Source organism: Plantactinospora sp. CNZ321, from assembly GCF_004217235.1.
On the sequence record NZ_SHKQ01000001.1, the window covers coordinates 4,012,855 to 4,026,833 of the forward strand.

A 13,979-nucleotide genomic window follows, 5' to 3' on the forward strand; every position below is an offset into this window, starting at 1 on the left:
CCGGACGACCGCCCCGTGCCCACCAACCGGCGGTACGCAGCGGCAACGACCCGACACGTCACCACGGCCCCGGCCGCCGCCCGGTCGGTGATCTCGTTCATGATGGCGTCGTCGTCCACCAGGGTGCGGTAGACCCGACCGCGGCCGTAGCGTACGGAGTGCGGGATGGCCGAACAGAGGCTCGGGGAGGCGGGGGCATGCGTCGCGGGCGCGGAACAGGACCGGTCATCGTGCCGGAGACGCGGAACTGGCGCATCGCCCGAGCGGGCCGTTCTCGGCCCGCTCGGCGGCCGGCGGCGGTACAGATGATCATGGACGGCGACCGAGCCCTTCCGGCACGGCATGAACGCCGGTGACCCGGCACAGGATCGCCGATGGCTGAGGAAGGCCATCGAGCTGTCCCGGTTGTCACCACCCTCGCTGACCCACTACGCGGTCGGTGCCATCATCGTCGACCGGCGCGGCGACGTGTTGGCCACCGGCTACACGGGCGAGACCGACCCGCATCACCACGCGGAGGAGGCCGCCCTGACCAAACTCGCCGACCGCGTAGTCCCGGATCTGTCCCAGGCAACCCTCTACACCTCGATGGAGCCGTGCACCGTCCGCAGGTCACGGCCGGATCCCTGCACCGACCTGCTGCTCGATGCCGGCATCGCGCGGGTGGTGCTGGCGCTGCGGGAACCGCTGCTCTTCGCCGACTGCGACGGCGTGGAGACCCTCCGCGGCGGCGGGGTCGAGATCGTCGAGATCGGCGAACTGGGTCAGCTCGTGGTCACGATGAACGCGCACCTGCTCGGACCGGTCGCCGGTCCACGCAACGGTTGACGAGCGCCTTCCACGGGATACGAAGGCCCCCACTGCCCCGCCGGTCCCGTCCTGCTAGCGACGGCGGCGGGCCCGAGCCGCCCAGATGACGTACGCGGGGTCGCGGTCGAGGTTGTGCCGGTCTCGGTCGTAGCGGCGGGTCGTGCGCGGGTCCGCGTGCCCCATCGCGTCCTGCACGTCCTCCAACGACACCCCTTCGGCCCGGGCGGTGGTGGCGAACGCGTGCCGCAGCGAGTGCGGCGACAGCCTCGCCCAGGCGTGTATCCCCGCGGCCCGGGCGAGTCGGCGGACCAGCCGGAACACCGCGTTGCGGTCCAGCCGGGCACCGGTCGCGGTGACCAGCAGCGGACCGGTCAACTCCGGCACGCTCAGCCCCTGGGCGGCGGCCCTGGCGGCCAGATAGGCATCCACCGCGTACGCGGTGCCGGGGGTGAGGGCGCGGCGGCGGACCTTGCCGCCCTTGCCGACGAAGCGGATGCTGCGATGCCCACGCTCGGTGCCCAGGTCGGTCAGGTCCAGCGAGATCAGTTCGCCGACCCGCAGACCCAGGTCGGCCAAGAGGGCGATGGTGGCGCGATTGCGGACGGCGGTCGGCCCGGTGTCGGCCTCGGCCGCCCTCAGCAGCGCATCGACCTCGTCGGGGGTCAACCCGACGGTGGCGGAGTGGTCCCGGTCGACTCGCGGGCGGTCGGCGGCGGCCACCGGATTGGCTTCGACGGCGTGCAGCTTGACCAGGAAGTCGTACCAGCTGGACAGCGCGGAGAGGCGGCGGGCGACGGTGGCCGGGCTGAGCGGGCGGCCACTGCGGAGCGCCAGCGTCGCCTCCAGCTCACGGGCGTACGCGTTGACGTCGAGGAACGTCGCCCGCAGCGGATCGAGGTCGTGCTCTCCGCACCAGCGCAGCCAGCCGGCGACATCCCGCCGGTACGCCTCGCGGGTGTGCGTGGACAGCCGCCGGTTGTCCAGCCAGGCCTCGGTGAAGTCGGCGGGCCCGGCGGCCGTCAGTGCCGGAGTGCTCGACCTGCGGGGCACGGCTTCGGAAGGCGGCATTCGACTTCTTCCTCGGGTGCCCGACGCCGTACGAGTCGAAAAGCGTACGTGAGGAAAGGCATCGCGGCCGGGACGACACGCCGCAGGGTGGCGGGTGTCGTTGACCGACCGTCCCCGGCGGGTGCCACCGCCGACCGCCAGGACAATCGGAGCGGCCCCGCTATCCTCTCGACGTGCTCTCCCGGATCAGCGGACTGTCCCGCCATTTCACCGAGGAAACACTCCGGACGTACCTGTTGGACCGCTCGGCACGCGTGGCGGACGGCTGCCTGATCGTACGCGGCTACGGAAGCCGGCGAGGCGTGCACCAGAAGGTCGCCGGTCGGGCATGGGCACACATCGCCGCATATGTCGTCTTCGTCGGCGGCTACGATCCCGAGCTGGAGGTCGACCAGGTCTGCGCCGTGCCGGACTGCATCGAGCCGACCCACCTGCGTCAGGTCAGCCGTGCCGAGAACTGTCGTAGTCGCAGGCAGCAGCCTCGGTGCCGCAATGGACACGATCGCGAGATCGATGCCCGCACCGGTCGCTATCGCAAGGTCTGCCGACGGTGCAACAGTGACGCGCAGAAGCGCTGGCGCGAACGGCAGGCACGCCAGGTCGCCGAGGGACGCGCCAGCTACGGCCGCGCAACGGATTGACGCCGACGCCGAAACCTCCGTCCCGTACCCGGGCCGGGCACTGGAAAATCAACGATGGCAACTATCTGCCTATACCATGTCGACGCAGTGTTGCGCGTTGAGTGTTGCTGCAAGCAGCGAGGCGGGAGCGGCCGGAGGCTGGCGATGGAGTTGCGGATGCTGGGGCAGGTGCAGATCCGGGTAGCTGCTCGCGTGGTACCGGTCGGGCCGCCGCAGCAGTGCGCGGTGCTGGCGGCCCTGGCCATCGACGCGGGCCGACCGGTCTCCGTCGACGTCCTGGTCGACCGGGTATGGGGCCCGGCCGCACCGCCGCGCGCACGCCGGACGCTGCACACCTATGTCACCCGGATCCGGCGCCTGCTGGAGCACTCCGACACCACCGACAACCGGCCTGTGCGACCGGTGCGCCGCACCGCCGCAGGATACGTCCTCGACATCGACCGTCTCCGGGTGGACCTGCACCGGTTTCGTGACCTGGTAAGGCGGGCGGGTGAGTCGCACTGCTCCGGAGACCGACGGGCCGCGATGTTGCGCGAGGCCCTGGATCTCTGGCACGGCGAGCCACTCACCGGCCTGAGTGGGCGATGGGTGGAGCGGACCCGCGAGAGGTGCCGGCAGCAGCATCTCGACGCGGTGCTGGCCTGGGCCCAGGCCGAACTACAGATCGGCAACCCGATCGTCGTCGTCGGCCCGCTGACCGACCTGCTCGACGAGTACCCGCTGGTCGAGCCGTTGGCCGGCGCCCTGATGCGGGCCCTGCACGCCACCGGTCGCGACGCGGAAGCCGTGGACCGGTACGCCACGACCCGCCAGCGGCTGGCCGACGAGCTCGGCGTCGAGCCCGGAGCCACACTGCGGGCCCTGCACGTGGCGATCCTGCGCGGAGAGCTCGACCGGGCCGCACCCACGCCACCCACGGCGCCAAGCCGGCACGTGCCGGCGCAACTGCCGCCTGACGTGTACGGGTTCGCCGGCCGCGGCGGTGAGCTGGATCAGCTCGACACCATCCTGGACCGGGCCGCCGAACAGCCCACCGCAGTGGTCATCTCGGCGCTGTCCGGCACCGCCGGGGTGGGCAAGACCGCGCTGGCGGTGCACTGGGCGCATCGGGTGGCCGACCGGTTCGGCGACGGACAGTTGTACGTGAACCTGCGCGGGTTCGGCCCGGGCGGCTCGGTGATGAACCCGGCCGAGGCGGTGCGCGGGTTCCTCGACGCGTTCGCGGTACCGCCGCAGCAGGTCCCGGCCGGGGTGGACGCCCAGATCGGCCTCTACCGCAGCCTGCTGGCCGGCCGGCGGGTACTGGTCGTGCTGGACAATGCCCGGGACGCCGACCAGGTCCGCCCGCTGCTACCCGGCGCACCGGGCTGCCTGGTGGTGGTGACCAGCCGGAACCAGCTGCCCGGCCTGGTCGCCACCGAAGGTGCCCGTCCCATCGCGCTGGACCTACTCCCGGTCGACGAGGCACGACAACTGCTGTCCCGCCGTCTCGGACCGGCCCGGGTGGCGGGCGAACTGCCGGCCGTCGACGAGATCATCACCCGGTGCGCGCGGCTGCCGCTGGCGCTGGCGATCGTGGCGGCCCGGGCAGCCATCGATCCGAGCCTGCCGCTGGCAACGTTGGCCGGTGAACTGCGCGACACCCGGGGCAGCCTGGACGCGTTCGCCGGCGCCGATGCGGCGATCGACGCCCGGTCCGTGTTCTCCTCGTCGTACCGGGCGCTCAGCCCCGGCGCGTCGAGGCTGTTCCGGTTACTCGGGGTACACCCCGGCCCGGACATCGGCCTTCCCGCCGCCGCAAGCCTCGACGGCACCCCACCCGCGCACGTGGGACCGCTGCTCGCCGAACTCACCCGCGCCCACCTCGTCGCCAAGCAGGCCCAGGGCCGGTACGTTCTGCACGACCTGCTGCGTGCCTACGCCACCGAACTCGCCCATGCCCTCGACGACGAGGACGACCGGAACACGGCGGTGCGGCGGGTGCTCGACCATTACCTGCACACCGCGCACCGCGCCGCCCGGCTGCTGGACCCGCACCGCGACCTGATCACCCTGGCCGACGTCCATCCCGGGACGACGCCCGAGGAACTCGGCGACGAAGCTCGGGCGACAGAGTGGTTCACCGTCGAGCACGCCGTCCTGCTCGAGGTCGTCCGGCTGGCCGTCCGGGTCGGGTTCGGCACCCACACCTGGCAGCTGACCTGGACCCTCACCGACTTCTTCGACCGGGGCGGGCACTGGCAGGACCAGATCACCGCCCATACCGCCGCGCTGGCTGCGGCGCGACGGCTGGCCGACCGCACCGGTCAGGCGTACGCCCATCGGGGTCTGGCCCGCGCCTATGCCCGGCAGGGGCGGGAGGACGACGCGTACACCCACTATCGGGAGGCGCTCGCGCTCTTCTGCGAGTTGGGCGACCACACCGGCCAGGCGTACACACACCGTGGTCTGGCCTGGGTGTGCGAGCAGAAGGGGCGCTGCGGGGAGGCACTGCGCCACGCCCAACAGGCACTCGAGCTGTACCGGATCGCCGGCCACCGGGGCGGGCAGGCCAGGGCGCTGAACTCCGTCGGCTGGTTCCACACCCTGCTCGGCGACCACCGGCAGGCGCTGACTCACTGCCAGCAGGCCATCGTCCTGCATCGGGAGATCGGGGACCGTCCCGGCGAGGCCGACACCTGGGACAGCCTCGGCTACGCCCATCACCAGCTCGGCGACCACCACCAGGCCGCGGTCTGCTACGAGCACGCCCTCGAGCTGATCCGCGGCTTCGGCGACCGCTACTCCGAGGCCGCGGTCCTCAACCATCTCGGCGACACCCGCCGGGCGGCGGGTGACATCGGCGAGTCCCAGCGAATCTGGCAGCGCACCCTGGAGATCCTCGATCAGCTCGGACACCCCGAGGCCGAGCAGGTCCGCGCCAAGCTGGCCGGCTGACGATCCAGCCCACGCCCGCGGCCGTCGACAATCCGTTGAGAACTCGACCCACAGCCCCGCCGGATGCTGAGGCGGCAACCGCAGAGGTTGCCAGCCACGCCCTTCACAACGGGAGTGGCATGTCAGTCGCGGCAGAGGAGGGCCTGTGAAGCCAGTAAAGAGACTGTCGGGTGTCCTGATCGGTGTGCTCGCCACGGTCGCCCTGCTCCTCGGGGTGTCCGTGGCGCCCGCCCAGGCGTCGCCGACGGTCGGCAACATCGGGCTGGGTTCGTCCAACACGTCCGGGGTGCGATGCGTCCAGGCCGGCCTGAACTACGTCGGTGGCCAGGGCCTGACTGTCGATGGCCGCTTCGGGCAGGCGACCAAGGGCGCCGTCGAGAACTTCCAGCGCTTCTTCGGCCTGGGCGTCGACGGCATTGTCGGCAAGGCCACCGGCACGGCACTCATCGACATGGTCAACTACAAGGCCGGCTACCCCATGTGGCCGCACGGCGGCGGCTGCTGGTCGGTCATCCCGACCTACGCCTGATCGACGAAGAGGCCGGGGCGTTCGAGGCTGCGGGCATCCGTGAAGGGTGTTGGGGGATCTGTTGTCATCGCAGGTCTCCCGCATCCTTCGCAGAAGTTGATGGCTGGTCGACCGGGTTGGTGCTGGGCAGCGTGCCTGGCTCCTTGGGTTCGCTGGAATCGGCGGTTCGGCTGCTGGATTCCCCGAGCGTGGAGCCGTCGCCGAAGGTCCAGTGGGGGTACTGCCTGATGAGGTGCGCGTTGTGGGTTTCCCAGTCCGCGCCGGTGAGGCGGTTGGGCGGGGTGAGGCGGACATCGCCGTCGTCGTTGACCGAGTAGCCCCACGAGAACCGGCCAGTGGTGCCACAAGTCGCTCGAATCGGCGAACAGGTCGAACGGGTCCATCTCGAACTCGCGGCCTTGTGAGGCGTTGCCGGGATAGCGGACCAGTTGCACCCATCCCAGCAGCGCCCAGTAGCCATGGCCGGTGGAGTGGACTGTGGCTGTGCAGACGGGAAGGCCGCGATCGCGGGTCGTCTTGCCGAGTGCGGTGGGGTCATCTTGGGTACGCAGGAGACGGATACGCGCCCGCTGGTTTCGCCGTAGCGGAAGTCGATGTCCATGCACAGGGAACGGCTTGCCAGTTCACCAGTCCGCCTCCGGAACTGGCGGGTTGTTTCTTAGATGCGCAACGCCGGCTGACTGCCCAACCGGGTCGCGCAGAAACTGGGGGGCGACCAGCGTGCAGCTTGGTCGCCCCGGCCCGGTCGGTTGACGACCGGCCTATTACGCGTCCACGACGTTCCAGTAGGACCACACCGCTGGCGGCCCGCAGACGGCGCGAAGGCTGTACGCCCCCGGAGCCGGCAGCACCGGGCTGTACCCACGGATCAGCGGGTCGGTGCATTCCAGGTAGATCTGGATCGCACCGGTGTAGACGTAGCAGTAGAAGTCGATGGAGTAGCCCGGCGGGTAGTACCCGTAGTAGCAGTTGAACTGCGAAACGGCGGCGGTCTTGGCGGAGGTGGGCATCTGCGTCATCTGGGAAAGGTCGGGCTTGCCCTTCTGGACGGTGAAAATCCCCGGGGCCACCGGGTGGCCCTTGCCCACGGCCAGGTCGCCGGCCGGTGCCGGTGCGGGCGCCGGTGCCGCAGAGGCCGGTGTCGCGATGACGGCGCACGCTGCCAACGTGACCAGCGCGGCTACCACCAGCCGCAGTGTTGTTGCGATGCCGGACCTCGATCCGGCGGACGGTCGACTCATGTGGCCAGCTCCTCGGTCGGGTTCCGATGGGGCGACTCCGCCATCGGGAGAATCCGAATATGGCGCCCGGCACTGGACAGAATCTGGAGCGCGACTGGACGACGGGACAGCGAGCCTCCAGACTGTCACTTCCCCCGACCACGCTGGTCGACAAGGTCGAAGTGCGCTGTCCAGTTCATCGGCCGGGTGTCGAGGCGGGACGGCGCGTCGAACAGCGTTGGTGTGATGCCATACCAGCAGTACGGCGCCGGCGAATCGGCGAACAGGTCGAACGGGTCCATCTCGAACTCGCGCCCCGCAGGGTCTTCCTGAAGGAGAACGTGCTGACCGGGCTGGTCTTAACGGCGCTCATCTGGTTGATGATCAGGTGCGGGTTGGCGGTGTTGGGCAGTTGATGGTGGTCGCCGACCTGGGCCAGAGAGTGCACGGCGGTGGCGTTGCCGTGCAGCCGACCGGTCGCCCTGGCCTCGGCGCGGGCCTGGCACCAGCACAGCCGGCAGTACTTCTTGCGCAGCGGCTGCTCACGGCGGCAGCCGCTGCATGGGCCCGTGGCCGCGTGGTGGCACAGGGAACGGCTTGCCAGTTCACCAGCCCGCCTCAGGAACTGGCGGGTTGTTTCTTATCTGTGCCACAGGAACCCGGACTACACCAGCGCAATTCCTTACGCCAAAGAACTGTCATTATGGTGCATCCCTCGCTGTGGCGCTCCGGCAGCCCACGCCAGTCCACTCGGGGCTATTATCAGATTATCGCGTAATAGTAATTCGATAATCTGGTGCGAGCGCTACCGGGGGTGTTGGTAAGAACCGCGACACCAGGGGTCAAATAGATGATCTAGGCATGAGGGCTGTTGGAGGTGTGTCGAGCGTCGGAATGACCTCCGGCCGTGAAACGTCCTTCGATGAATCTCGGGGACCTGGTTGAGCACTGGACGTTGGTCCGTGCCGAGCAGGACCTGGTCGCGGCGAAACACCGCGACACCCAGCTCGGCTTTGTGCTGTTGCTGAAGTTCTACGGTCGATTTGGCCGGTTCCCGCGGGGGCGGGTGGAGTCGCACGACGACGTAGTCGATTTCGTCGCGCGGCAGTTGGACGTGGATGCCGCCTCGCTCGGCGTCTACCAGTGGGCCGGTCGCACGATCAAGCGCCATCGGGCCGAGATCCTTGCTCACCTGGGGTTTCGGGAGTGTACGGTCGCGGACGCGGAGAAGCTGACCCACTGGCTCGCCAGCGACTACGCGCAGAAGGAACGCCGGTCGAGCTGGCCAAGGATGCGGTGCTGGCCGAGCCCCGGGCTCGCTCGATCGAACCACCCACGCCGGACCGGGTGGAGAAGATCGTCAGGTCGGGCCTACACCAGGCGGAGAAGATCCTCGTCGAACAGATCGCCAGCCGGCTTCCGGCGGCCGTGAGGGCCCGGCTGCTGTCACTGGTCGCCGTCGCGGACACTGAGGTCGACGGGACGGACCCGAGCGTGCTGGCGTCGATCAAGGGCGGCGACCGGAAACGTGAGCTTGTCGTCGATGCTCACGGAGATCTCCCGGCTGGAGGCGATCCGGGCGATCGGCCTTCCCGCCTTCCTGGGGACCCCACCGTCGCACGGCTGCGCCAGGCCGCCAGCTTGCTCGGCGATGATCTTTGGATCGCGGTCAAGCTGTCTGGTGAGTACGACGGCGAAGACGACCTCGATGACGGCATGACCATCTGCCGGTGGACCAGCGTGGCGCTCTACCCAGACGAACTCGGATGGCTGCGCGAAGCCCTCGCGCCCAACGCCGAAGGCTCTGCGGACGATGAGAACAAGGAGGATGAGGACCTGGAGCCGTTGCGTTAACTCACCGAGCCGGCCCGGCCGGGCGGCGCAATGTCCGGCCATCTTGGCCGGGCCGATAGCGTCTCTGGCCGTGGATGCGCAAACCGAAGAACTTCGCGAGGCGCAGAGCAATTGTCAAGACCTGTGGATTGGTAACTATGTAGCGAGAGACGCCTCGTCGGGGGTGTATCGGGGGGAGGCGCTCGTCCGACCGGTGGAGCGATGCCGAGCCCCTGCCGGTTCATCGTGTGGCCGTGGCGGGGCGGGCCGAGGGAGGGCCTGTCGGCGGCGGGTGACATCACGTTCTTGCAGGATCTTCATGCAGTAGGGGTCCGGAAAGCCTCTCAGATGGCCCGGCCCAAGGTCACGGTGCGGAATCCGGGTGCGAAGTCACCGAAGGACTGTTGCCAGGACTCGCCGGGCCAGTAGTACGTCACACGGCCCTCGATGGGCTGGTAGCGGGCTGTGTAGAGCGTTCTCGACCCCTGCTCGTCGACGGATCGATAAAGCGGCGGCCTCAGCATCGCCGCCACATCCGCGCCCGCGGCGCGGATGGCTCGCAGCCGCTCCTGCGTCCGCATGGCCCGTTCCTGCTCGTCGGTCACCGGCAGGTGCTGGTGATTGGCGGCGCAGGCGTCCGGTGCCACCGTCGGTGACATATCCGGCCCCACGAACACCGTCACCGCCTTGGTGGGATCGACAAGGGTGAGGTTCTGGGGGACGGCGACCGGTAGAAATCGCAGCCTGTCGACCGCCTCATCGACGGTGTCGCACGTTTCCAGCAGGTAGCGCACGAGGATGAGAATGGCGAAGCCGCGTCCGTAGACGGAACGTCCACCCCAGGTGAGCGAGACCGCGAGACCGGCGTCGTTCATCCCGTCCAGCAAGCCCCACAGCATGTCCTGCATCCCGATCACGGGGCGCAGGAAGCAGGAGGAGACGATGGTCCCTTCGCACTGATCGGGCCGTAGGTCATAGTTGCGCAGCAGAGTGCCGTTCCTGCCGATCTGGGTGCACGCCTGGGAGAACGGCCGCAGTGCGACGTGTGTGAGGAAGACTTCTGCCTCGGGCCGGTTGAGTTGGCCGGCCAGGCGGTCCAGAACCGGGACCAGTTCCGGCATGTGCGCACGGAACAGCGCCCGAACACGATCCGCGCCCTCCGGAGTCCGGCCCTCCTCGGTCAGCAGACCCTCCATCTCCTGCCACAGGCCCCGGGCGTAGGCGGCCCACCGCCCGTCGCCGCCGTCGCCGACCTCGATCGCCTGAAAGGTCTTGTGCTCTTGCCGCACGGCTGCCACTCCCCCTGTGAGAATCGACCGAGGTGAGGGCAACCTAGCCAATTGCGGGGTGAATCACCAGGTGGCCACCATCGGTGACGGCCAGGCGCTGGAACTGTCGGAGTGGAGTTCGACTCGTACTGGTTGTCAACCCGGCAGATGCTGGACTTGGCGGCAGGTGCCGGCGACCTGGTGTTCCAGGGCAGCCGTCCGCCCGAGGACTCGGAGGCATGCCCGCAGGGCTACCTGCTGCTCCGCAAGGCTTGAGCGCCGTCCTGCCGATCGCCCAGGACCGGGCAGGGTCAGGTGGTCACGCAGGCGGGGCCGTTGAGCAGGATAATTCGGCCTCGCCGGTCGGGTGTCATACGGCAGCGCCGAGCAGGTCCCATCGGTTACCGGAGATGTCGAGAAAAACCGCGACCCGGCCGTAGGGTTCGGTACGCGGCGGCCGGACGAACGTGACGCCGGCGTCGGTCATCCGCTGATAGGCGGCGTCGAAGTCGTCAACACGCAGGAAGAACCCGACCCGGCCTGCCGCCTGATTGCCGATCGCGGCACGCTGGTGTTCTCCGTCGGCGCGGGCCAGCAGGATCCCGGTCTGCGCGCCAGGGGGCCGGACGACCACCCACCGCTTGGGTCGTCCGTCGTTGGTCAACGACGGAGAATCCTCGACGAGTTCGAAGCCGAGAGTGTCAGTGAAGAACGCGATCGCCGGGTCGTACTCCTCGACGATCAGCGCTACCAGGCCGATCTGCACCAGGGCAGCGTAGGGGCGGCGCCTAGCCGAGCCGCCGGCATGTCCATCTCCGGCGCGCGCACCGCCTACAGCCACCGCGACGTCGCCCAGGTAGCCGACGCCACCCGCACCAAGCTCCGCGAGTGGCGAGCCCTCGATCCCGAGGACGGGCAGGCAACGGCATGAGCACGGCCTCACGGGCCTGGATTCCGTGTGTTGGCGCCCCTCCAAATGCGATGTCGTGAGCGTGTAGATGATGTGCCCCGTAAACCTCCGGCCGCCGACTCGTTCCGCGACTACGTGTACGCGCGTGGCCCGGCGCTGTCGCGTGCGGCGCTGCTGCTAACCGGCGACCCGCATCTGGCCCAGGACCTGGTCCAGCAGACCCTCATCGGGGTGGCCTCACGGTGGGAGCGGATCCTGGCCGGTGGTGACCCGGACGCCTACGTACGGCAAGCCCTCTACCACCAGCACATCTCGTGGTGGCGGCGGTGGCGGCGGGAGCCGGTACCGGTCGAGCGGCTGCCCGAGCCGACCGGGTTCGACCCACACGGACCGCTGATGACCACGATCGTGGTACGCCAGGCACTGGGACGGCTCGCCCCGAAGCAGCGGGCGGTGCTGGTGTTGCGCTACTTCGATGACCTCACCGAGGCGCAGACCGCTGCAGTGCTCGGGATCAGCGTCGGCACCGTCAAGAGCCAGGTCCGCGACGCGCTCGCCCGGCTGCGCGTCGTCGCTGCCGATCTCGTCGACCCGCAGGAGGTACCCCGATGACGACCCGGTTGACGCAGGCGCTGCTCGACGCGGCGGAGGACGCTCCCCCGGTACCGCCCCCGGACACGTTGTGGCGACGCGGACGCCTCCGCCGGCGACGGCGCCGCGGCGGCGCCGTTCTGGCCTGCCTGCTGCTGGTCACGGCCCTGGCCTTGATACCGGTGCAGTCCCGGACCGCTCCCGAGATCAGCGGGACGGACCAGGAGGTGTTGCCCGCATCGGTCGCCGAACCGTACCTGTGGCAGCAGACCCTGGCCGGAAGCCCGAACGGTCCGGTCAAGCTCACCTTCAGCACCGGCCACAGCCTGAACCTGGAAACCGCGCTGGTCCTGATCGGACGCGATGACACATATCGGCTGGACTACCTGTCGCCGGGGGAGGAAGCCGACACCCTCTCCCCGGACGGCCGGTGGCTACTCGGCCAGAACCTACGCGACCTCACCACCGGCGAGACACGAAAACTGGATCGCAAGCTCAGCGGCCGCTGGCCGGCGGTATGGGCTCCCGACAGCCGCACCGCGGTAGGCGACATCGGTGGCGACGGCGGCGTCTCCTACGACTCGCACGGTCAACCGCTCGACATCCCGGACGACGAGATCGTCCTCGTCGACGTCGCCAGCGGCGCCACACACAAGATCGCTACCGCGGTGGACGGGGCGCCATGGCAGGCGGCGTTCTCATCGGACGGCAGCAAACTCGCCTTCCACACCTCCCTGCCGGGCCAGAGCAACGGGTTGACCATCATCGACACCCGCACCATGAACCCGCTGAACACCGTGACCCTCACCGAACGGCAGCGGCTCGCCGGACCGGCCGCGTGGACACCCGACGACTCCCAGATCCTCCTCGCCGCCGGTGAGGTCTGCGCCTGGGCAGAGTACTGCGCCAACCAGACCTGGCACCTCCAACGCCTTAACCTCGCCACCAGCACGATCGCCGACGAGACCGTACGCAGCCGGCCCGGCGATCCCAAAGCGATCGCCTGGCGCGACGGCCAACCCATCGTCCAGCAAGCCCACGGCAACCGTACATGCGACACCATCACACTCACCGAGACAGGCGCCCAGCCCCTGCCCCTCACCGTCGCCGGACGCGGCTGCGCCGACTACGCCCGCGATCTGCTCCAAGCAGCCACCCTCGGCGGCCCCGGCATCACACCCTCACCATGGCAGGCCCAACGGTGGACGTACATACCGGTAGCCGCACTGCTCGCCGGGCTCGCCCTGATCGGCAGGTGGATCAGACGCCGCAGCCGTACCTCGAAACCAGCAGCCGCAGCGACACCCACCAACCCGGAGCCCGACCTGTCGCCGTAACCAATACCGCGCCGTTGACGCGGGCCCGGCCGCTCCCGGAGACACTCCCGACATCGTCAGTTCCGCGTGCTGGTCGACTGCAATGGACGCTAGGGTGACGTCGGGATCCGGTGGGTGGTGGTCGAGCCCAGCCGAGTACGCCGTGCCGAGTCCGGAACGCGAGGGCACCTGCGGACGCAGATCGCGCACCGATCAGGTTTCCGCGTCGTACCCGTCTGTACGTGTGAGATCGACTCACGAGAGGCTGGCACGATGCGGAAACTGATCTTCGGCATGAACCTGAGCCTGGACGGCTACATCGCCGCGCCCGGCGGCGACCTCGGCTGGAGCGTACCGAGCGACGAGCTGTTCCAGTGGTGGTCCGACCGGGTGGGCGCGACCGGCCTGGCGCTGTACGGGCGCAAACTGTGGGAGACGATGAGCTCCCACTGGCCGACCGCCGACCAGCAGCCCGGCGCCACACCGGCGGAGATCGAGTACGCCCGCCGCTGGCGGGACATGCCGAAGGTGCTGTTCTCCTCGACGACCAGCACGGTCGACTGGAACACCCGCCTGGTCACCGGCGACGCGGTCACCGAGATCACCCGGCTCAAGGCCGAAGGCGGCAGCCCGATGGACATCGGCGGCGCCACCCTCGCCGCAGCGGCCATGCTGGCCGGGCTGATCGACGAGTACGTGCTGGTCACCGCACCGGCCTTGCTGGGCGGCGGCACGCCGTTCTTTACCGCCCTGGACAGTTGGGTGAACCTGAACCTGGTGGAGACGCGGACCTTTCCCGGCGGCGTGGTACTGACCCGATACGAGACGAGGCGATGAGCACGGGACAGATGCTCGG

15 protein-coding genes and 1 pseudogene are annotated in these 13,979 nt (G+C 69.3%); 11 read left to right on the forward strand and 5 right to left on the reverse strand.

What is annotated here, in order from left to right:
* Nucleotides 1-342 precede the first annotated feature (342 nt).
* Nucleotides 343-828, forward strand: a complete 486-nt coding sequence (locus EV371_RS17605; protein ID WP_130463004.1) for a deaminase — start codon at nt 343-345, stop codon at nt 826-828.
* A 54-nt stretch (nt 829-882) separates the two neighbouring features.
* Here EV371_RS17605 and EV371_RS17610 read toward each other — a convergent pair whose 3' ends face one another.
* Nucleotides 883-1,878, reverse strand: coding sequence for a tyrosine-type recombinase/integrase (locus EV371_RS17610; protein ID WP_130463005.1), 996 nt, complete (start codon nt 1,876-1,878; stop codon nt 883-885).
* Between the two features lie 173 nt (nt 1,879-2,051).
* Here EV371_RS17610 and EV371_RS17615 point away from each other — a divergent pair, with 173 nt between their 5' ends.
* The 3 genes from EV371_RS17615 to EV371_RS17625 all read left to right on the forward strand — a co-directional run bounded on the left by EV371_RS17615 (nt 2,052) and on the right by EV371_RS17625 (nt 5,985).
* Complete coding sequence (locus EV371_RS17615) at nt 2,052-2,519, forward strand: HNH endonuclease family protein (protein ID WP_130463006.1); 468 nt, start codon at nt 2,052-2,054, stop codon at nt 2,517-2,519.
* Between the two features lie 144 nt (nt 2,520-2,663).
* On the forward strand, nt 2,664-5,456 hold the full coding sequence (locus tag EV371_RS17620; RefSeq protein WP_130463007.1) for a BTAD domain-containing putative transcriptional regulator: 2,793 nt from the start codon (nt 2,664-2,666) through the stop codon (nt 5,454-5,456).
* Nucleotides 5,457-5,640: 184 nt separating this feature from the next.
* Nucleotides 5,641-5,985 carry a peptidoglycan-binding domain-containing protein gene (locus tag EV371_RS17625; protein WP_349339289.1) on the forward strand — a complete coding sequence of 115 codons (345 nt, stop codon included), beginning with the start codon at nt 5,641-5,643 and terminating at the stop codon, nt 5,983-5,985.
* A 764-nt stretch (nt 5,986-6,749) separates the two neighbouring features.
* Here EV371_RS17625 and EV371_RS17630 read toward each other — a convergent pair.
* The gene (locus tag EV371_RS17630; protein WP_130463008.1) at nt 6,750-7,226 is read right to left on the reverse strand and encodes a hypothetical protein; all 477 of its coding nucleotides are present in this window, start codon (nt 7,224-7,226) and stop codon (nt 6,750-6,752) included.
* Nucleotides 7,227-7,351: 125 nt separating this feature from the next.
* Nucleotides 7,352-7,507, reverse strand: coding sequence for a hypothetical protein (locus tag EV371_RS33425; protein ID WP_165436722.1), 156 nt, complete (start codon nt 7,505-7,507; stop codon nt 7,352-7,354).
* Between the two features lie 620 nt (nt 7,508-8,127).
* Here EV371_RS33425 and EV371_RS17635 point away from each other — a divergent pair.
* Nucleotides 8,128-8,463 (forward strand): annotated as a pseudogene (locus EV371_RS17635) (DUF4158 domain-containing protein); the annotation flags it as partial.
* A 38-nt stretch (nt 8,464-8,501) separates the two neighbouring features.
* Nucleotides 8,502-9,059, forward strand: coding sequence for a hypothetical protein (locus tag EV371_RS34365; RefSeq protein WP_486485004.1), 558 nt, complete (start codon nt 8,502-8,504; stop codon nt 9,057-9,059).
* A 323-nt stretch (nt 9,060-9,382) separates the two neighbouring features.
* Here the strand turns inward: EV371_RS34365 and EV371_RS17640 are convergent, their stop codons facing one another.
* Nucleotides 9,383-10,327 carry a C45 family autoproteolytic acyltransferase/hydrolase gene (locus EV371_RS17640; protein ID WP_130463010.1) on the reverse strand — a complete coding sequence of 315 codons (945 nt, stop codon included), beginning with the start codon at nt 10,325-10,327 and terminating at the stop codon, nt 9,383-9,385.
* 111 nt (nt 10,328-10,438) lie between these two features.
* On the opposite strand from EV371_RS17640, the gene EV371_RS33430 reads away from it, so the two are divergent.
* Entirely contained in the window at nt 10,439-10,582 is a 144-nt protein-coding gene (locus tag EV371_RS33430) for a hypothetical protein (RefSeq protein WP_165436723.1), read from the forward strand.
* A 94-nt stretch (nt 10,583-10,676) separates the two neighbouring features.
* On the opposite strand, the gene EV371_RS17645 is transcribed toward EV371_RS33430, so the two are convergent.
* On the reverse strand, nt 10,677-11,072 hold the full coding sequence (locus EV371_RS17645) for a VOC family protein (RefSeq protein WP_130463011.1): 396 nt from the start codon (nt 11,070-11,072) through the stop codon (nt 10,677-10,679).
* A gap of 39 nt (nt 11,073-11,111) precedes the next feature.
* Between EV371_RS17645 and EV371_RS34370 the strand changes: the two genes are divergently transcribed.
* The 4 genes from EV371_RS34370 (at nt 11,112) to EV371_RS17660 (ending at nt 13,960) form a co-directional block, all read left to right on the forward strand.
* A complete protein-coding gene (locus EV371_RS34370; RefSeq protein WP_486484669.1) occupies nt 11,112-11,237 on the forward strand; it encodes a hypothetical protein in 126 nt (41 codons plus the stop codon).
* Nucleotides 11,238-11,309: 72 nt separating this feature from the next.
* Nucleotides 11,310-11,828, forward strand: a complete 519-nt coding sequence (locus EV371_RS17650) for a SigE family RNA polymerase sigma factor (RefSeq protein WP_486484670.1) — start codon at nt 11,310-11,312, stop codon at nt 11,826-11,828.
* Nucleotides 11,825-13,144: a tolB family protein gene (locus EV371_RS17655; protein WP_130463013.1), complete on the forward strand. Its 1,320-nt coding sequence runs from the start codon at nt 11,825-11,827 to the stop codon at nt 13,142-13,144. The genes EV371_RS17650 and EV371_RS17655 overlap by 4 nt, the downstream gene beginning before the upstream one ends.
* A 252-nt stretch (nt 13,145-13,396) precedes the next feature.
* On the forward strand, nt 13,397-13,960 hold the full coding sequence (locus tag EV371_RS17660; RefSeq protein WP_130463014.1) for a dihydrofolate reductase family protein: 564 nt from the start codon (nt 13,397-13,399) through the stop codon (nt 13,958-13,960).
* Nucleotides 13,961-13,979: the final 19 nt, after the last annotated feature.

Bases quoted from the DNA above. Each gene is read 5' to 3' on its own strand.
- EV371_RS33425 (WP_165436722.1), bottom strand. From the start codon at position 7,507: ATGGACCCGTTCGACCTGTTCGCCGATTCGCCGGCGCCGTACTGCTGG.
- EV371_RS17620 (WP_130463007.1), top strand. From the start codon at position 2,664: ATGGAGTTGCGGATGCTGGGGCAGGTGCAGATCCGGGTAGCTGCTCGC.
- EV371_RS17610 (WP_130463005.1), bottom strand. From the start codon at position 1,878: ATGCCGCCTTCCGAAGCCGTGCCCCGCAGGTCGAGCACTCCGGCACTG.
- EV371_RS34370 (WP_486484669.1), top strand. From the start codon at position 11,112: ATGTCCATCTCCGGCGCGCGCACCGCCTACAGCCACCGCGACGTCGCC.
- EV371_RS17655 (WP_130463013.1), top strand. From the start codon at position 11,825: ATGACGACCCGGTTGACGCAGGCGCTGCTCGACGCGGCGGAGGACGCT.
- EV371_RS17660 (WP_130463014.1), top strand. From the start codon at position 13,397: ATGCGGAAACTGATCTTCGGCATGAACCTGAGCCTGGACGGCTACATC.
- EV371_RS17630 (WP_130463008.1), bottom strand. From the start codon at position 7,226: ATGAGTCGACCGTCCGCCGGATCGAGGTCCGGCATCGCAACAACACTG.
- EV371_RS17605 (WP_130463004.1), top strand. From the start codon at position 343: ATGAACGCCGGTGACCCGGCACAGGATCGCCGATGGCTGAGGAAGGCC.